This is a genomic window from Streptomyces sp. NPDC050759 (assembly GCF_044456945.1).
Lineage (GTDB): Bacteria > Actinomycetota > Actinomycetes > Streptomycetales > Streptomycetaceae > Streptomyces.
The window spans coordinates 193,646-213,575 of sequence record NZ_JBITGI010000015.1; the positions used below are offsets into that span (position 1 = coordinate 193,646).

8 protein-coding genes are annotated in these 19,930 nt (G+C 71.1%); 1 reads left to right on the forward strand and 7 read right to left on the reverse strand.

Annotated elements, in window-relative coordinates:
* Positions 1 to 34: 34 nt before the first annotated feature.
* Positions 35 to 1,732, forward strand: a complete 1,698-nt coding sequence (locus tag ACIBJB_RS35880) for a carbamoyltransferase N-terminal domain-containing protein (protein WP_398937039.1) — start codon at positions 35 to 37, stop codon at positions 1,730 to 1,732.
* Between the two features lie 172 nt (positions 1,733 to 1,904).
* Here ACIBJB_RS35880 and ACIBJB_RS35885 read toward each other — a convergent pair whose 3' ends face one another.
* The 7 genes from ACIBJB_RS35885 to ACIBJB_RS35915 form a co-directional block, all read right to left on the reverse strand.
* Complete coding sequence (locus ACIBJB_RS35885) at positions 1,905 to 5,237, reverse strand: amino acid adenylation domain-containing protein (protein ID WP_398937041.1); 3,333 nt, start codon at positions 5,235 to 5,237, stop codon at positions 1,905 to 1,907.
* A 45-nt stretch (positions 5,238 to 5,282) separates the two neighbouring features.
* A complete protein-coding gene (locus ACIBJB_RS35890; protein ID WP_398937043.1) occupies positions 5,283 to 6,242 on the reverse strand; it encodes a fatty acid desaturase family protein in 960 nt (319 codons plus the stop codon).
* Positions 6,243 to 6,419: 177 nt separating this feature from the next.
* Positions 6,420 to 6,629 carry an MbtH family protein gene (locus ACIBJB_RS35895; RefSeq protein WP_398937045.1) on the reverse strand — a complete coding sequence of 70 codons (210 nt, stop codon included), beginning with the start codon at positions 6,627 to 6,629 and terminating at the stop codon, positions 6,420 to 6,422.
* 176 nt (positions 6,630 to 6,805) lie between these two features.
* Complete coding sequence (locus ACIBJB_RS35900; protein WP_398937047.1) at positions 6,806 to 7,861, reverse strand: TauD/TfdA family dioxygenase; 1,056 nt, start codon at positions 7,859 to 7,861, stop codon at positions 6,806 to 6,808.
* A complete protein-coding gene (locus ACIBJB_RS35905; RefSeq protein ID WP_398937049.1) occupies positions 7,858 to 11,655 on the reverse strand; it encodes an amino acid adenylation domain-containing protein in 3,798 nt (1,265 codons plus the stop codon). The genes ACIBJB_RS35900 and ACIBJB_RS35905 overlap by 4 nt, the downstream gene beginning before the upstream one ends.
* Before the next feature lie 16 nt (positions 11,656 to 11,671).
* On the reverse strand, positions 11,672 to 12,979 hold the full coding sequence (locus ACIBJB_RS35910) for an MFS transporter (RefSeq protein WP_398937051.1): 1,308 nt from the start codon (positions 12,977 to 12,979) through the stop codon (positions 11,672 to 11,674).
* Positions 12,980 to 13,153: 174 nt separating this feature from the next.
* Positions 13,154 to 19,777: an amino acid adenylation domain-containing protein gene (locus ACIBJB_RS35915; protein ID WP_398937053.1), complete on the reverse strand. Its 6,624-nt coding sequence runs from the start codon at positions 19,775 to 19,777 to the stop codon at positions 13,154 to 13,156.
* Positions 19,778 to 19,930 lie beyond the last annotated feature (153 nt).

Sequence of the window (19,930 nt, forward strand, 5' to 3'; positions counted from 1 at the left end):
AAACGGGAGCCGCAAGACCATGATCACGGCAGGCTTGAAACTCACGCAAAGCGGCGGCATCGCGATCCTCGACGAGGACCGTCTGGTGTTCAACGTCGAGATGCAGAAGATCGCCAACGGCGGCCGGTACAGCAACGTCGACGAACTCGACGACCTGGTCGGCGTCCTGGACAAGTTCGACCTCAAGGTCGGCGACGTCGGCACGTGGGCGTTGGACGGCTGGGACGGCGCCGCCAACGGCCACGTCAAGGTGCTCGCCGGCGGGATGGGGACCGAGGTCCTGGTCGCCCCCTACCGGGAGACCGACCTGGTGCCCGACCCGGCGCTGCCGGGCCACCGCGGCCGGATCGTGATCGGCGGCCAGGCGCTGGACTACGACAGCTACGTCCACGTCGCCGGCCACCTGGCCTCGGCCTACTGCACCAGCCCGTTCGCCCGCCGCGGCGAGCCGTCGATGGTGCTGGTCTGGGACGGCGGCTGCTTCCCGCGGCTGTACTGCGTGGACGCCGACGGCCGGATCGAGGCCGGCGGCGAGGCGTTCCCGCTCATCGGCCACACCTACGCGATGACCTCGCAGTACTGGGGTCCGTTCAAGCGGCAGAACAAGTCGGAGAACGTCGACGACCTCTCCGTGGCCGGGAAGATGATGGCGTACATCGCCCTGGGCACCTCGAAGGAGCAGGTCAAGCAGGTCTTCCGCGAGGAGTTCTTCGCGTTCTTCGACGCCGACTCGCCGCGGGTGCGGGAGTACCGGCGGGCCATCATCGGGTGCGGCAGCACCGGTGAGCCGTCGCACGCCTACGTGCACCAGTTCCTCTCCGCCGTGCAGGCCCGCACCGCCGCCCTCGGCATCTCCGACGAGGACGTGCTGGCCAGCGTCCACACGTTCCTCGAGGAACTGCTGATCGACCGGGTGACCAAGAAGATCCAGACGTGGAAGGGCGGCGGCGCCTGGAACCTGTGCTTCGCCGGCGGCTGCGCGCTGAACATCAAGTGGAACAGCGCCCTGCGCTCTCACCCGACGATCAAGGCCATGTGGGTGCCGCCGTTCCCGGACGACTCCGGCGTCGCCATCGGTACGGCCTGCCTGGCCGCGGCCGGCGGCTCCGGGCTCCGGCCGATCCAGTGGGGCACCCGGCTGGGCCCGGCTCTCGAACCGACGCCGGACGTGCCGCGCGGCTGGAGCACGTCGCCCTGCACGCCGGAGGAACTGGCCCAGATCCTGCACACCACAGGCCAGCCCGCGGTCGTGCTCGACGGCCGTGCTGAACTGGGACCCCGCGCGCTCGGCGGGCGCAGCATCATCGCATCGGCGGTCGAGGCGTCGATGAAGAGGCTCCTGAACGACGTGAAGAGCCGGGAGCCCTACCGGCCGGTCGCGCCCATCTGCCTGGAAGAGCATGCCCCGACCGTCTTCGAACCGGGCACGCCGGACCCGTACATGCTGTTCGAACACTGGGTCCGTCCCGAGTGGATCGACCGCGTGCCGGCCGTCATGCACCTGGACGGCACCGCACGGCTGCAGACCGTCAACGCGTCCGACGACCCGAACCTGCACGCCATCCTGCGCGAGTACTACAAGTGCAGCGGCATCCCGGTCCTGTGCAACACCAGCGCGAACTACAACGGCCGCAGCTTCTTCCCCGACGTCGCGTCGGCGATCGAGTGGGGCCAGCTCGACCTGGTGTGGAGCGAGGGCGTCCTGTACCGGCGGGAAGACTCGGCGTTCTGAGACGGCGTGTGAGTGCCGGGCAGTCAACGGTGCGACGGGATCGTTCGCCTGATCGGGTGACGACGTAGACGTACGCAACGGACAGGGCTCCCGTGTCGGTGAGAGAGGTGTTCGGCACCTCAACTCACCGGCACGGGAGCCCTGTTGGTTCCGTATGCGGGGTGCTCCCGGATCAAGCGGGTGTCGACGCGGCGAGGTCGACGCGGTGGGCCAGCTCCTCCACCGTCGTCGCCGCGAACAGGGTGATCAGGGGCAGGTCCACGCCGAAAGCCCGGCGCAGTGCGCACAGGGTCCGCAGCGCCAGCAGGCTGTCTCCGCCGAGCTGGAAGAAGTCGTCCTCGGCGGTGACCACCTCGGCCCCCAGCACCTCTGACCAGATCCGCGCTACGCGCTCCTGCGTGGCGGTGGCGAACCCGGCGGCGGGCCGCTCGACCGCGTCCGCCACGGGCGCCGGAGCGGGCAGAGCCTTGCGGTCGTGCTTGCCGTTCGCGTTCAGCGGTATCCGTGCGAGCAGCGTGATGGTGGACGGCACCATGTAGTAAGGCAGTTGGGTGCGCAGGTACTGCAGAAGAGCGACCGGGTCGGGGCTGCGTCCGGCTCGCGGCTCGACATAGCCGGCCAGGCGCCGCTCACCCAGGGCGTCCTCCCGGACGATCACGGCGGCGTCCTGGGCGTCCGGGTGCTGGCCGAGCACCGACTCGACCTCCTCGAGCTCGATCCGGAAGCCGCGCAGCTTGACCTGCCGGTCCACCCGGCCCAGCACCTCCACGTCACCCGTGGGAAGCATCCGCGCCAGGTCGCCGGTGTTGTACAGGCGGGCTCCCGGCCGCTCCGAGAAGGGGTGGGCAAGGAACCGCTCGGCGGTGAGCTCGGGGCGCCCCACGTAGCCGCGGGCCAGGGCCAGGCCGCCGACGTAGAGGGTGCCGTTCACGCCGACGGGCACCGGCTGGAGCCGGCTGTCGAGCACGTAGAACTGCGTGTTGGGCAGCGGGCGTCCGATCGGTACCGGCTCCTCGTCACCGCGCTCGGGCATCGGAGTCTCGAACAGGCCGCTGTCCACGGTCGATTCGGTGATGCCGTACGAGTTGACCAGACGCGTGCGGGGAGGACACAGCTTCGCCAGGTTCCAGTAGTCCTGCATGAACCAGATGTCCGCGCCGACGGCCAGCACCCTGAAGTTGTCCAGCATCCGCCCCTGCTCGGCCACATAGGCGCTGAGCCGGCGGATGACGACCGGGACGAGGTCGGCGAAGTCGATCCGCTCCCGCTGGAGCAGCGTGTACAGCCGCGCCGGATCCAGCAGCGCCTCACGGTGGCAGAGCACGAGCGTGCCGCCGGAGCACAGCGCGCGGACCATGTCGCCGGTGAACACGTCGAAGGCGATGTTCGCGGCCTGGAGATGCCGGCGCACCACCGTGCCCAGGCCGTAGACCCGCTCCCAGGAGCGGAAGGCGCTCATCAGGGCACCATGGGTGAGCATCGCCCCCTTGGCCCGGCCGGTCGAGCCCGAGGTGTACACGAGGAACGCCAGGTTGTCCGCGTTCGGTTCGGCGTGCCGCACCGGCGGGACGGCGGCCGGCTCGTCCTGCACCGCAACGGTGCCCTCGGCGAGCCAGTCGTCGAGGTAGCCGACGCTCACCCCTTCGGTGAGCCCGGGTACCGAGGCCACCACGTCGTGGCGGGTCAGGAGCAGGCGTACGGAGGCGTCCGAGAGCACGTAGCGCAGGCGGTCCACCGGGTGGGCCGGATCGAGCGGCACGTACGCGCCGCCCGCCTTGAGGACGCCGAGCAGGGCCGCCACCGAGTCGGGGCAGCGCGGCGCGCAGAGCCCCACTCGGGACTCCGGGCCGACGCCGAGCGCGCGCAGCCGGGCGGCGATGATCCCGGCCCGCCGGTCGAGTTCGCGGTAGCTGACCCGGTCCTCGCCGTCCACCACCGCCACGGCGTCGGGGGTGGCGCGGACGTGCTCCTCGAACAGGTGGTGCACACACGTATCGGGGGCGACCTCGACGGAGATCAGGTTGTCCCGGTTCAGGAGCTCGGCCCGCTCCGGCTCCGAGAGGAGCGGCAGCAGGGACAGCGGCAGACCGGGGTCCGCCACGGCGCCGTGCAGCAGCCGCTCGAAGTGGGCGGCCATCCGCTCGACGGTGGCGTCGGCGAACAGGTCGACGTTGAACTCCCAGTCGCAGCGCAGCCGGTCGCCCTCGTCGACGACGTGCAGGCTCAGGTCGTACAGCGCCGTGGTCCGGCCCTCGCCCTCGAACGGGCTGACGCGCAGCCCCGCAGGTTCCGGTGCGGGCAGCGGGGCGTCGTGCAGCGACAGCGTCGTCTGGAACACCGGGGCGCGGCTGAGGTCGCGCTCCGGGCCCACCTCCTCGACCACGCGCGCGAAGGGGACGTCCTGATGGGCGAAGTCCGCCAGGCACGCCTGCCGGGTACGGGCGAGCAGCTCGCGGAAGGCCGGGTCGCCCGACAGGTCCGTGCGCAGGGCCAGCGTGTTCGCCAAGGGGCCGACGAGCGGTTCGGTCTCCGGCCGGTCACGGCCGGCCACGGACGTGCCCACGACGATGTCGTCCTGGCCCGAGTAGCGGTGCAGCAGGGCCGTGTATCCGGCGAGCAGCGTCACGAACAGGCCGGCGTCCGCGGTGCTGCCCAACTCCCGGAGCCCGGCGGTCAGTTCGGCGGGCAGGGGGAAGGACCGGGTCCGGCCCGCGTACGTCCGCACGGCCGGTCGGGTACGGTCGGTCGGCACCCGCAGACTGGGCAGCTCGCCGCTGAACCGCTGACGCCAGTACGCCGGCCCGTGCGCCACCCGGTTCCCCGCACCGCCCGTGAACTGCTCGCGTTGCCAGTGGGCGTGGTCGGCGTACTGGACGGCGAGTGGCGGCAGCGGATCGGTGCCGCCCGTGCGGAAGGCGTCGTACAGACGGCAGAACTCGTCCGTCAGCACCGTCATCGACCAGTCGTCGGCGACGATGCGGTGCACGGTGATCAGCGCGACGGTTTCCCGCTCGGTGAGCGCCACCAGCGTCACCCTCAGCAGCGGACCCCGGCCGAGGTCGAACGGCGCCCGCGCGTCCTGGGCTGCGAGCCGCCGTGCCTGCTCCTCGGCGTCGTCCGCACCGCGCAGGTCCACGACCCGGGGCTCCCAGACGTGGGTGTCCGCCGGGGCGATCGTCTGCGCCGGCTCGCCGTCCACCGAGGGGCAGGTGGTCCGCAGGGTCTCGTGCCGCCGCACCAGGGCCCGGAAGGCCCGCACCGCCGTGTCCAGGTCCATCGGACCCGACAGCCGCAGCGCGTACGGCAGGTTGTACGCCGCGTTCCCGGGCCCGAGCTGGTCCAGGAACCACAGTCGCTGCTGTGCGAAGGACAAGGGGGCGCCCGTGCCCGCCGGCCGTCTGGTGATCCCGTCCGGTGCCGCCGCGGTGCGCTCCTCGAGCCGCCGCGTGTGCAGGGCGTTCTGGGCGGGGGACTGCTCGCGCAGCCGCTCCGAGGTGTCGCTCATGCCGTCCTACCTTCGTGAGTGCGTCCCCTGCATGCGCGACTTCTGCTATTCGGCACGGGTGCCGTCCTGCGCACGGGCCTTCCGGCCGTTGGCGGCGGCCTCCTTGGCGATGGCGCGGAAGAACTGCGGATAGCTGGGGGAGGTGTGCTTCGCGTACGACAGCGTCAGGTCGTGGCGCTCGCGGAGCTGATTGATCGGGACGACCATGGCCGCGTGGTGCTCGATGTGCAGGTTGTTGCCGTTGGTGTACCAGGTGCTGAACCAACTGCCGGTGATGGAGCGGGTGTTGGTCAGCACGTCGGTGCTGGAGTTGTCGCACATGATGTGCTCGGGCAGTTCGACGAGGAAGTGCAGGGGCACCGCGACCAGCAAGGGCAACAGCCACACCCACAGCACCAGTTCGCCCTGGCCGAGCACGGCGAGCGCGACGGCCGCGAGGATCGGCAGGCTGAACAGCCGGTATTCGGCCGCCACTTCACGCTTGCGGGCCGGTGCTATCTGGCCGGAGTCGTAGGTCCAGGAACCGGTCCAGGCGCGCACGACGTCCGCGACCGCGCCCCCCAGCCGGCCGAAGGCCAGGGCCTCGCGGACCAGCGCCCTCCAGGTGACGGGCTGACGCGAGTCGAAGCCGAAGAACTCCGAGTCCTGGTCGGTGCCCAGATAGCGGTGGTGCTGCAGATGCAGCACGCGGTAATGGCTGTACGAGACCAGCATGGGCACGCCCAGCGGGACGCCGGCGATCCGGTGCCGGCGGGCCCGCCGGAATGCCGAGTGGTGCAGGCACTGGTGTTGCAGTTCCAGCCAGTGCGCGTACATCGCGCCGATCAATATGACACCCAGCACCCGCAGCGGCCACAGTCCGGTCAACAGCGCGAGCGCCACGCCGAGCGCCCAAAGGGCGTACGCGACAAAGAGTTTGAAGAGGAACGTCCGCTCGTCGACGGCGCTCACCTTGGCCCGTCGGAACAGGCCCTGCGGCGACGCCGTGCTTGCGTCGGAAGTCATTATTGGCACCTTCCCCTGTGGCAGCCTCCCGCGAGATCGCTGCGGCAGTCGGGCAGGCGTCAGCGACTTCGTGTGGATGAGGCACGAAGTGTGGAAGTGGCGCTTTTCCCTCCCCGGAAATACGGGGGACGCGCCGTGATGTGGTGCGGTCAGGCCTTTTCGCCGGCCACTCAGGACCTACTCGCCCATCGCCCTGATCAGGCTGGCCGGCCGCATGTCCGTCCAGTGCGCGGAAACATATTCAAGGCAGTTCTTGCGAGTTTCCTGGCCGTACACCACCCTCCAGCCGGCCGGTACCGCACTGAAGGCGGGCCACAGCGAATGCTGGTTCTCGTCGTTCACCAGAACCAGGCATGCGCCTTCTTCATCGTCGAACGGATTTGCCACGGATTCTCCTGATGAATCGATCAAACGGCCGTCAGCGTAACAGTGGCGATAACCAGCCGTCACCGTTGCGACAGCCGAGTAATTGGCCTCGCATTGCGCGTGTCTCGCCGGCGAGACACCGGTGTCGGTCCAATGGGATATCGCTAATTGGTCTGTGCCCGGAGCTCGAACCGGGCTCAGCTCATGGCGGGCACGGCCTCGCCGGTCATGTCGCCGAGCGCCACCACGATCTTCCGCGGCCCGGTGAAGGGACTGCGTGAGTGCGCGACCAGCATGTTGTCGATGACGAGGACGTCACCCTCCTGCCAGGAGAAGGCGACCGATTCCCGGTCCATCAGGTCGCGGACCTCGTCCACCAGGGCGTCGTCGATGACAGTGCCGTCCCCCCAGAAGACGTTGCGCGGCATCCCCTGATCGCCGCAGATCTCCCGCAGCGAGGAGCGCGTTTCCGGGTCCAGCGACGACGGGTGGTGCAGCGCCAGCTGGTTGAAGAACACGGCCTCGCCGGTCGTCGGGTGGCGCAGCACCGCCTCGGCCTGACGCGAGGTCCGCAGACCTCCGTCCGGCGTCCACTCGAAGCTCGTCCCCTCCGCGGCGCACTTGCGCTCGACCTCGGCGGGATCGTCGGTGCCGAAGAAACGCGACCAGCTGACGTCGACACCGTCGATGAAATTGCGGACATAGAGAAGCTTCTTGGTGGCGAAGAGCTCGGCCAACTCCGGACGCATCCGGGCGAGAACCGTCCGGCAGTCCACGATCGGCGTCTGACCACCGGACTGCGGGGCCACGATGCACGAGAAGAACTGCCGCATCGGCCACTGCGGCAGATGCGAACTCTCGTTGTGGAACAGGATCGAGAGGTCTTCCGGATACGGCGTCGACTTGTACACGCGGGCCGACTCGCCCTCTCGCGGAAGGTCCCCGTATTCGGGGAAGAGGGTGCCGCAGATCGCCGAGGCGGCCTGTTCGAACTTCGCCACCGAACCGGCGTGGAACCCCCGGAGCAGGACCGCGCCGTGCCGCAGCAGCCGTGCTTCGAGTTCCTCCCGGTTCGCGCGCAGCCAGCCGGGCAGGTCGACGCCGGGACCGGCCGGCGTGATGAGGACGGGGGTCGTCGGTGACTCCGGCAGGAAGCCGATGTTCACCGCGTCCCCGCCGGGTATCCGCACCTGCCGCCGGGTCGCGCCCAGCAGCGGGCGGGGGCCCGGGGTCGTGGAGGTGCTGTCGTTCATGTCGTGGTCCTCATTTCGATCTCCCGTCGGATCAGCTCGGCGAGTTCCTCCACCGCGGGCTGTCGCATGATGCCGTGGTGGGTCGTTGCCACCGAGGCGAAGCCGAGCTCGGGCCCGGCCACCGATCCCCAGCCCCACGTACGGTCCGGATCCTGCGGCTCGTCGGCCGGCTCGGCGCGCACCAGCAGCACCGGGAAGTCGGCTCGGCCGAGTTCGGCCTGCTCCTGCACGAAGTGGCGGTCCAGAGCGGTCATGTTGGTCATGTAGACGTCCAGCAGGTTCCGCAGCTCCGCCTCACCGGAGTCGGGAGGCAGCCGCCCGACGTCCTGCAGGGCCTTGAGCAGTTCCTGATGACCGAGGTGGCCGAGCGGCCCCTCCGGCAGGTCCAGCTGGTAGTGGAAGGCGAAGCGGCGCAGGAGGTAGTCGTCGGGCTGCCGGGCCAGGGCGCTCTCCGCGTCACCGGGGACACCGCAGTTGACGATGATCAGCTGCGCCACCTCGCGCCCGGAACGGCGCAGCGCCTGGGCCGTGGCGTAGGCCATGATGCCGCCGAAGCACCAGCCGATGATCACGGGAGCGGCATCGCCGACGGCCGCGATGTTCGCCGCGTACTCCTCGGCCATGGCGGCGAAATCGTCCTGCGGCGGCCTGCCGTGCAGACCCCAGGCCTCGATGCCGTAGACCGACCGGTCCGCCGGTATCAGCCGGGCCAGCTCCCAGTAGCTGAGCGTGTTGCCGCCGCCGGGGTGGACGCAGAAGACCGGGGCCTGCTCCCGCGGTTCGCGGGCGGCGCGCAGCGGGACCAGGTTGGAGTCCTGGACGTCGCTCCCGCGCACCAGCTCCGCCATCGCCGCGACGGTCGGGGCGCTGAACACCGCGGACATCGGCAGGCGCAGGCCGAAGGCGTTGTTGATCTGGGCCATGAGCTTGATCGCACGCAGCGACTGTCCGCCGAACTCGAAGAAGTCCGCCTCGGGGGAGGAGATGTCCTGGTCGAGGATCGAGGACCAGATCGCCAGCAGACGCTGTTCGACCGAGTCGCGCGGCCGGCCGGCCCGGGCCTTCGGCGGTGCGATCGGTGCGAGGGCGCGGCGGTCGAGCTTGCCGTTGCGGGTCAGCGGGAACCGCTCCAGCACCTGCCACCCGGTCGGCACCAGGGCGGCCGGGAGGTGCAGGCCGACGGCTGCCCGCACTTCCTCGACCGAGAGGTCCACCCCGCCGGCGGCGGTGAGGTAGGCGTCCAGGTGCGTGACGAGTCCGTCGGCGTCCGCGCGCGCCACGACCGCCGCGGCGCCGACGCCGGGCCGATCCGCCAGCAGCGACTCGACCTCGCCGAGCTGTACGCGGTATCCGCGCAGCTTCACCTGGTCGTCGATCCGGCCGAGGATCTCGATGCCGTTGCCGGGCACCAGGCGGCCGAGGTCACCGGTCCGGTGGGCGTCCGCGGTGTCCGCCGTACCGAAGCCCGACCGGCCCTCACGCAACCGCGCGAGGTAGCCGAGGCCCACGCCGGGCCCGCTGATCAGCACCTCACCGGGGCACCAGGGCGGCAGCGCGGCACCGCCCGCGTCGACCACCGTCAGGACGTTCGCCCCGAGGCCGGAGCCCACCGGGACCGAGGAACAGCGTTCGTCGATCGAGGCGTCGAGCGGGAGGCATGCGGCACCCACCGTCGACTCGGTCGGGCCGTAGTGGTTGTACAGACGCAGGGACGGCGCGATCTCCCGCAGCCGCTCGTACAACGGACGCGGCAGCAGTTCGCCGCCGAGCACGAGCACCTCGCTCGGCAGCAGCGCGAGCGGGTCGGCGGCCTCGGCCAGCAGCGCCGAGAGGTGCGAGGGGACCAGCTTCATCGCGGCCGCGGGGCTCCCCCGGAACCACTCGGTGAGAGCCGCGGGGCTCGTGGCGGTCTCGGTGGGGACGAGCTGGACGCAGCCGCCGCCGGCCAGGGTCGGGAAGACCGCCGTGTAGGCCAGGTCGGCGGCGAGGGTGGAGACCGCCGCGAACTCGGCGCCCTCGGACAGGGCGAGCGTCTCGCCGATCGCCGAGGCGTAGTGCGCCAACTGCTCGTGCCCGATGACGACGCCCTTGGGCAGCCCCGAGGTGCCCGACGTGAAGATCACATAGGCGGCGCCCGTGGCCGCCGCGCCCGACGTCACCGCGCGCCCCGGGTCGACGACCGCGTCGGCGGTGCACACGATGCGGACGGAGGCCTGGTGATCGGCCTTCGGATCGGGGGTGAGCAGCAGCGCGGGGTCGGCCTCCCGCAGGATCGTCTCGATCCGCTGCCGCGGCCACGTGGGGTCGAGGGGGACGAACACCGCGCCGGCGAGCCAGACGCCGAGCATCGCGACGACCGTTTCCGCAGAGGCGGGAACGAACAGCGCGACCCGCTGCCCGGCCCGCACGCCGTGCTCGCGCAGCAGGTGCGCCACCGCGTCCGCGCCCTGCGCCGCGTCCCGGTAGGACACGACGGTCTCGCCGCAGCGCAGCGCGGGCCGTGCGGGCGTGCGCTCCGCCTGCGCGAGGAAGCGGTCGAGCACCGAGGCGTACGACGCACGGGGCCCGGCCTCGGCGTTCGGCGCGTCCGCCGCGGCGAGGCGCAGGCCGCCGACGGCGCGCTCCGTGCCACCGGACAGCAGATCGGTCAGCTGATGTCCGAACGCCTCCGCGACGAGGTCCACGTCGGCCTGGGTGACGCGGCCCGCGCCGCCGACGAAGGTCAGGCGCAGGCTCCGCGACCCGCGCACGCAGTCCAGGTGCAGCGCACCAGGCGCTTCGTGGACGGACGTACCCGCCGAGAGCTCCTCGGCCCACCGGTCCAGGCGGTGCCGGTACGAGAGCGGGCAGACGTCCGCCGCATGGGGTGCGGAGGCCGCGGTCCCCGGGTCGATCTGGTTCTCCATCGCCGCTACGGAGCGGAGCGCGTCCTGCGACGCCTGGAGCGCGTCGGCGACCGGGGTGTCCGCGCCGATCTCCAGCCGCACCGGTACCGGACGCTCCAACAGGCCGAGGACGTTCTCCAGGCCTTCCGTGGACCGGCCGTCGGCCAGCACCAGCACAGGGGCGTCGGCGTCGCGGCAGTACCGGCCGTACAGTGAGCGCCAGAGAGCCAGCAGCACCGCCGCCTCGCTCGCGCCGCACCGTCCGGTGAGCTCGTCCAGCCGTTCCAGAGCCGGCCCCTCGACGACGGCCGCGGCACTCACCGGCTCGGCGGCCGCGTCCCGGAGGGCGACCGGAGTGAGGAAGGGCAGCGCCGAGGCCGGCTTCGACGACTGCCGCGCCGCCTCGTCGGCCACCGGCGGCTGCGCCGACTCGTCCAGCACCTCACCGAGCCAGGCGGCGACATCGGCGTACTGCAGCACCGTCTCCCCGGCCGCGGCGACCGTGTCCTCCAGCAGCAGGCCGACAAGCCGGGTCCAGGAAGCGTCGTCGACGCTCAGCCGCGGCAGGGTGAGAACCAGCCGCGTGCCGTCCGGACCGAGTTCGTGCTCGACGGTCAGCGCGCCGGCCCGCAACACGGTGCGATCCGTTCCCGACTGCTCGATCGCGACCGGGCCCACCGGATCCACGACCTGGACGAGTGTGGGCAGCCCCGCGAACTCGGTGTACCGCGTACGCAGGCTCTCGTGCGTCGCGACCGCCGTCGCGATCCGGGCCTCCAGGTCCGGCACCGGTATCCGGGTGGCGGTGCGGACGGTGCGCACCGCCGTGCTCCGGGCCTCGCCCAACCGGGCGAGCTGTTGCGGGGAGAGCTGATAGCCCTCCTCCTGCCAGGTCTCGACGCTCGTCATGTCTGCTCCTGATGGGTCATGCGGGCTCCGGCGCGGCGGCCGAGTCGGAATCGGTGGCGGGCGCCTCGAGGCGGCGTACGGTGCGCACGGGCGAGAACAGCAGGGCCAGGGAGGCCAGGAACGTCCCGCTCGCGGCCAGCACGATCGCCGTCCGCAGCCCGGTTCCGGAGGCGAGCGCACCGCCGAGCAGCGAGCCGAGCGAGAACGCGCCCAGCGCGCAGGTACGGGCCGTGGCGTTCACCCGCCCGAGCAGTTCGTCCGGGGTGGAGACCTGCCGGAAGCTGATCACCGTCACGTTGAAGACGGGAACGCTGAACTGGACGACGAAGGAGGAAGCCGCGACCACGGCGAGCGCGGCCAGTGAGTGGCCGTGCACGGCCGCCAGGAGGAGATAGCCGAGGCCGGGCAGCGCCATCGTCAGGATCAGGGTCGGGCCGACGCCGAACCGGCCGGTCAGCGGGCCGACCAGAAGGACGCCGACCAGAGCGCCGACGCTGCCGACCGCGACGATCAGGCCGACCTGCTTCGAGCCCATGTCGAGGACCCGGAGCAGATAGAGGAAGAACACCGACATCAGGGCGCCGGAGAACAGGTTGATGATCAGTGCGGCCGTGGTGAACCAGCGCAGCAGCGGGTGCCGCACGATCGCGGCGAATCCCTCCCGGATCGAGGCCCGCACCGAGCTGGTCGCCGCCCCGGGCCGAGGTTTCGGCGCCTCGTCGGCCGGCAGTCCCGCCACCGTGAAGAAGGACAGGGCGTAGCTCGCCGCGTCCACCGCGATCGCCACCGGGGCGCTGAGCGCGCTGATCAGCAGGCCCGCCGCGCCCGGCCCGACGACCTGCGCCATCGAGTCCGACAGTTCCAGCTTCGCGTTCGCCTCGCCGAGCCGGTCCCGGCCGATCAGACCGGGTGTGTAGGACTGGTGGGCGAGGTCGAAGAACACGGTCATCACGCCGACGACGAAGACCACGACGAAGAGCTGACCGATGTTCAGCACATGGAGCCAGTGCGCGACGGGGATCCAGGCGAGGGCCGCGGCACGCACGACATCGGCGACGATCATCACGGACCGGCGCGCCCGGCGGTCCAGCAGCACGCCGACGAAGAGGCCGAAGAGCAGGAACGGCAGCGTCTCGAGGGCGACGAGCACGCCGGCTTCCATGGGCGTCGCGTGGAGCAGCAGGACCGCGGTCAGCGGCATCGCGACGTAGGTGACCTGGGAACCGAAGAGCGAGGCCGACTGACCGGTCCACAGCAGCGCGAAGTTCCGCTGGCGGAACAGCGAAGCCGGCTTCTTCCCGGCGCTCGAGGTGTCCTCGCTCATGAGCGCCGCACCGCCTGAAGGATCTCGGTTCCCGGTCGGGAACGCGGGGTCTCGGCGCGTTGGTCCATCACTGTCTTCCTATCGGGTCGAATTCGCCGCACGGGTGATCGGGGAGGTGCCGGGCGGTGTGGGGGGCGTGCCTGGACTTCTCCCGGGCACTCGGTCACGGGTGGCTCAGCCGAGCGGCTCCCGCGGGGGGAGACCGGGGCGGGCCAGCACCCGCCGCCTGCCGGGGCCGAGCGCCGGCCGGGTCGCCGACCGGTCAGGGTTCGCGTTCCGTCGAGCCGGTTCCGGGACGTCCACCTTGCCGATGGGCCGGCCGGGGTCGGAGGTCAGCTCCGCGACCAGCAGGCTGAGCCGCTCGGCCCAGCTCTGGACCGTGTGGTGGTCGAACAGGTCGGTGGCGTACGCGATGATCCCCGTGATGCCGGTCGGTCGCCCGTCCGGCTCGTACGACCCCCGCAGCAGGAAGTTCAGGTCGAACTTGGGGGATTCGTGTTCCGGGATCTCGAACTCGCTGATGTCGAGGCCGGGGAGGTCGAAGGCGGCTTCGGTGTTGGTGTCGAAGGACAGCATGACCTGGAAGAGGGGGTGGCGTGCCGCGGTCCGGGGTGGGGCGATGATCTCCACCAGGCGTTCGAGGGGGAGGTCCTGATTCTCGAAGGCGGCGAGGTCCGTCTCCCGTACCCGGGTGAGGAGTTCGGTGAAGGTGGGGTCGCCGGAGACGTCGGTGCGCAGGACCAGGGTGTTGAGGAAGAAGCCGACCAGGTCGTGGAGGACTTCCTCGGTGCGTCCGGCGACCGGTGTGCCGAGCGGGATGTCGGTGTCGCCGGTGAGCCGGGACAGCAGGACGGCGAGGGCGGCCTGGACCACCATGAACGGGGTCACGCCCGTCCGCCTGGCCAACTCCGTGACACGGGTGTGGACTTCGGCGTCGATGGTGACGGGGACCCGGGCGCCGTGCCGGGCGGGGGTGGCGGGGCGCGGCCGGTCGAAGGGCAGGTGGAGTTCCACCGGCAGTGCGGCCAGGGCGTCGCGCCAGAAGGCGGACTGGCGGGCTGCCGTGCCGGCGGGATCGTTCTCGGAGCCGAGCAGGTCGCGCTGCCACAGGGCGTAGTCGGCGTACTGGACCGGGAGTTCGGTCCAGGCCGGGGTGGTGCCGGCGAGCCGTGCGGTGTAGGCGGTGGCGAGGTCGTTGCCCAGGGGGCCGACCGACCAGCCGTCGCAGGCGATGTGGTGGACCAGCAGGACCAGGACGTGTTCGTCCGGCCCGGTGCTGAAGACCTGTGCGCGTAGCGGGATTTCGGCGGCGAGGTCGAAGACATGTCCGGCGGCCCGGATCACCAGGTCGGTCACCTGCTCGTCGTCGGTGTCCGTCCATGTCAGCGGCAGCGTGACCGCGTCGGCGGGCACGATCTGCTGGACGGGTTCGCCGTCGACGACCGGGAAGACGGTCCGCAGGCTCTCGTGCCGGCCCACCACGTCGGCCAGTGCCGCCGCCAGCGCCTGCCGGTCCAGCGGTCCGGACAGACGCAGCACCAACGGCATGTTGTACGCCGCGCTCGGCCCCGCCAACTGGCCGATGATCCACACCCGCTGCTGCGCGAACGACAACGGCAGCGACTCCGGACGAACCCCGGCCACCAGCGCCGGACGGGAGGGTCCCGCCTCGACCAGCGCACCGGCCAGGGCGGCGACAGTGGGGGCCTCGAACAACGCGCGGATGGTGATCTCCAGCCCGAGCAGGGCGCGGATGCGGGCGACCAGCCGGGTCGCGAGAAGGGAGTGCCCGCCGAGTTCGAAGAAGTGGTCGTCGACGCCGACACCGGGCAGCCCCAGCACCTCGGCGAACGCCGCACACAGCATCTCCTCCCGCAGGGTCGTCGGAGCGCGGTGAGTCGAGGCGACCGCGTAGTCCGGGTCGGGCAGGGCCTTGCGGTCCAGCTTGCCGTTGGCGGTCAGCGGCAGCCGGTCCAGGACCACGACCGCGGCCGGCACCATGTAGTCCGGAAGCGGCCCGGCGGCATGCCGGCGCAACAGGCCGGGCAACTGCGTGATCTGGTCCGTGGACTGACCCGGGGCGGGTACCACATAACCGACCAGACGCTTGTCACCGGGGATGTCCTCGCGGACCACCGCCACGGCCCGGGCGATACCGGGATACCGGGCCAGCACCGCCTCGACCTCCCCGATCTCGATCCGGAACCCCCGGATCTTGACCTGGTCGTCGGCCCGGCCGACGAACTCGAGGGTCCCGTCCGCCCGCCACCGCGCCAGGTCCCCGGTCCGGTACATCCGCTCGCCGGGCGCACCGAACGGGCACGCCACGAACCGCTCCGCGGTCAGTGCGGGACGGTTCAGGTAGCCACGCGCCAGACCGGCACCCGCCACGTACAACTCGCCCGTCACACCGGGGACCACCGGTTCCAGGCCGTCGTCGAGCACGAACACCCGCATGTTGAAGCTGGGTCCGCCGAGTATCGGCCGCGGTGTGGATCGCGGCTCGGCGAAGACCTGGTAGACCGTGCACTCCGTGGGCCCGTAGAAGCTGAAGCTGCGGGTGCCCTCACCCAGCGATCCGAGCCACTCCCAGAGCGAGTCGGGCACGGCCTCGCCACCGACCACGAGCAGTGCCGGAGTACGGCGGCCGTTGTCGAACAGGCCTTCCGACACAGCGGCGGCCATGTGCGTGGGGGTCAGCTCCAGGAAGTCGACGTCGTGTGCGTCCAGCCAGGTCGCGAGGAGGCCGATGTCGGAGAGCACCTCCGTGCTCACGACGTGCAGCTCGTGCCCCTCCAGCAGGCACGACAGCTGGTCCCACACCGCGTCGAAGGATATGGAGGTGGTCAGCGCGACCCGCAGCGGGCGACGGTCCGACAGACCGGCGGCGCAGGCGAAGACCGACTCGCGGTGAACGGTGATGAAGTTGGTGATGCTGTGGTGCGGTACCGCCACGCCCTTGGGAGTTCCGGTGGAGCCGGAGGTGTAGATGACGTAGGCGGGATGGGCGGGGGTCAGCGGGCCGGTGCGCTCGATGTCGGTCGGGTCGTGACTCCAGGCCGGGTGTGCGGTCAGCTCTTCCTGGGTGGCAGCGTCGTCCAGGACCAGCAGGGGTGCGTCGGCCGGCAGCCGTGCCGCGGTGGCCTGGAGCGTCACCACGTACGACGGCTTCGCGTCCTCGATCATGAACCGGACCCGTTCCTCCGGGTACTCGGTGTCGATCGGGAGATACGCCGCGCCCGCCTTGAGTACGCCGAGCATCGCCACGACGAGGTCGACCGACCGTGGCAGTGCCATGCCCACGATGTCCTCGGGGCCGACCCCGTGCTCGATCAGGTGGTGCGCGAGCCGGTTGGCGCGGGTGTTGAGCTCGCCGTAGGTCACGGTGGTGCCGTCGAAGACGACCGCGGTGGCCTCGGGGGTGCGGGCGGCCTGGTCCTGGAAGAGCGCCGGCAGGGTCGTGGGCGGGACGGAGCGGGAGGTGTCGTTCCAGGTGTGCAGCACCTTCTCCCGCTCCGCGGCCGAGAGCACCGGGACCTGGTCGACCCGCTGGTCCGGGTCGGTGGCCATGGTGTCGAGGACACGGGTGAAGCGTTCGGCGAGCTGCTCGATGCCTGCATGGTCGAACAGGTCGACGGCGTAGAAGATCTCGCCGGTCATTCCGGCGGGCCGGCCGTGCTCGTCGACGCGTTCGCGCAGGTCGAAGGAGAGGTCGAACTTCGCCGGGTTGTCCTCGTCGGGCAGGACGCTCGTGCGCAGGCCGGGCAGGTGGAGCACGGGATCGGCGTTGTTCTGGAGCGCGAGCGTGACCTGGAACAGCGGATGGCGGGCCATGGAGCGGGCCGGGGCCAGCTCCTCGACCAGGCGCTCGAACGGTACGTCCTGGTGCGCCAACGCGTCGAGCGCCTGCTCCCGCACCCGGGCGAGCAGTTCGCCGAAGGACGGACCGCCGGACACGTCCGTGCGCAGGACGAGGGTGTTGACGAAGAACCCGACGAGGTCGTCGAGCGCGGTGTCGGTGCGCCCGGCCGTCGGGGTTCCGATCACGATGTCCTGGCCGGCGCCGAGCCGCGAGAGCAGCACGGCCAACGTGGCCTGGAGCACCATGAAGACCGTCGCGCCTTCGTCCCGGGCCAGTTCGGCGACCCGGGCGTGCAGCAGCGCGGGGATCTCCAGCGTCACGCTCCCGCCCCGACGCGTGGCCACCGCGGGGCGGGCACGGTCGACGGGCAGCGGCAGTTCCTCCGGTATGCCGGACAGCGCGCTGCGCCAGTAGGCCAGTTGCCTGCTCAGCAGGCTCTCGGGGTCCTGCGCCTCGCCGAGCAGTTCACGCTGCCAGAGCGTGTAGTCCGCGTACTGGACCGGCAGCGGCGCCCATCCGGGTTCCCGGTCGGCCAGGCGCGCCGTGTACGCCACGGAGAGGTCCCGGGCCAGCGGCACCAGCGACCAGCCGTCACCGGCGATGTGGTGCACGAGCAGCACCAGTACGTGGTCGTCCGCACCGGCTTCGAACAGCCAGGCCCGGAACGGCACTTCGGCCGCGAGGTCGAAGCAGTGGCCCTCCGCCCCGCTGATCGACGCGGTCAGGCCGGCCGGCCCGACCAGGGCGGCCGGTACCACGGTGAGCACCTCGCCGAGCTCCTCGACCGGCACCACCCGCTGGTACGGCCGTCCCTCGACCGACGGGAAGAGCGTGCGCAGCACCTCGTGGCGTCCGAGGACATCCCGCAACGCCGCGTCCAGCGCACCGGTGTCGACCGCACCGGAAAGCCTCATGACCGCAGGGATGTTGTACGTGGCGCTCGGTCCCTCCAACTCGTGCAGGAACCACAACCGCTGCTGCGCGGACGACAACGGCAGCGGCTCCGGACGATCCGCGGTCACCAGCGCCGGACGCGAGGGGCCCGCCCCGGCCAGCGCCTTGGCCAGGGCGGCGATGGTGGGGGCCTCGAACAGCGTACGGATGCCGAGTTCGACCCCGAGCAGGGCGCGGATGCGGGCGACCAGCCGGGTCGCGAGCAGGGAGTGGCCGCCGAGCAGGAAGAAGTTGTCGTCGATGCCGACGGTGGACAGCTCCAGGTTCAGCACCTGGGCGAACGCGGCGCACAGGATCTCTTCCTGGACGGTCGTCGGAGCACGGCGGGCGGCCACGACGGCATGGTCCGGTGCGGGCAGGGCCTGGTGGTCCGGTTTCCCGTGATCCGTCAGCGGCAGCCGGTCCAGGACCACGACCGCGGCCGGCACCACGTGCGCGGGCAGCAGCCCGGCAGCGTGCTCGCGCAGGATCGCGGGCAGCCGTACGGTGACGTCCGGGTCGAGGCCGGGGCCGGGCACCACGTAGCCGACCAGACGCCTGTCGCCCGGGATGTCCTCGCGGGCGACGATGGTGGCCTCGGCGATGCCGGGATACCCCGCGAGTACCGCCTCGGCCTCGCCGAGTTCGCCGCGGAACCCGCGGGTCTGCGTCTGGTGGTCCGCCAGGTCGATGGGCCGGCCGGGGTCGGAGGTCAGTTCTCCGAGCAGGTGGTTGAGCCGCTCGGCCCAGGTCTGGACCGTGTGGTGGTCGAGCAGGTCGGTGGCGTACTCGAGGATCCCCTTGATGCCGGTCGGCTCTCCCTCCGGACCGAACCGCTCCTCGAACTCGAAGTTGAGGTCGAATTTGGCTGTTCCGTGTCCGGGGATCTCGAATGCGCTGGTCTTGAGTCCGGGGAGGTCGAAGGCTGCCTCGGTGTTGGTGTCGAAGGACAGCATGACCTGGAAGAGGGGGTGGCGTGCCGCGGTCCGTGGGGGAGCGATGATCTCCACGAGGCGTTCGAAGGGGAGGTCCTGGTTCTCGAAGGCGGCGAGGTCTGCTTCCCGTACCCGGGTCAGGAGTTGGGTGAAGGTGGGGTCGCCGGAGACATCGGTGCGCAGGACGAGGGTGTTGAGGAAGAAGCCGACCAGGTCGTGCAGGGCTTCTTCGGTGCGTCCGGCGACCGGTGTGCCGAGCGGGATGTCGGTGTCGCCGGAGAGCTGGGAGAGCAGGACGGCGAGGGCGGCCTGGACGACCATGAACGGGGTCACGCCGGTCTGTCGGGCGAGTTCGGTGATGCGGGTGTGGACGTCGGCGTCGATGGTGAGGGGTATTTGGGCGCCGTGCTGGGCGGCCGTCGCGGGGCGTGGCCGGTCGAAGGGCAGGTCCAGTGCCACCGGCAGTGCGGCCAGTGCGTCGCGCCAGAAGGCGGACTGGCGGGCGACGGCGCTGGCGGGGTCGTCTTCGGAGCCGAGCAGATCGCGCTGCCACACGGTGTAGTCGGCGTACTGGACGGGGAGTTCGGTCCAGTCCGGGGTCGTGCCGGCGGTCCGCGCCCCGTAGGCGGTGGCCAGGTCCTTGCCGAGGGGGCCGATCGACCAGCCGTCGCAGGCGATGTGGTGGACCAGCAGGACCAGGACGTGTTCGTCGGGTCCGGTGCGGAAGGCGTGGGCGCGCAGCGGGATCTCGGTGGCGAGGTCGAAGACGTATGCGGCGGCCCGGACCGCGAGGTCGGTCACCTGCTCGTCGTCGGTGTCCGTCCATGTCAGCGGCAGCGTGACCGCGTCGGCGGGCACGATCTGCTGGACGGGTTCGCCGTCGACGACCGGGAAGACGGTCCGCAGGCTCTCGTGCCGGCCCACCACGTCGGCCAGTGCCGCCGCCAGCGCCTGCCGGTCCAGCGGTCCGGACAGACGCAGTACCAACGGCATGTTGTACGCCGCGCTCGGCCCTGCCAACTGACCGATGATCCACAACCGCTGCTGCGCAAACGACAACGGAATCATGCAGGCTACCTCGCTGTTTCCGACCGCTACCAGTCGCGATCCGCAGCCGATGGCTCAGGCACCGAAATCACCGGCCAGACGTCGGGCCGCAGCGGGATCGGGAGCCGTTATGTCGGCAGAATCAATTGGCAAAGAGAAAACGGAGTTGTATCG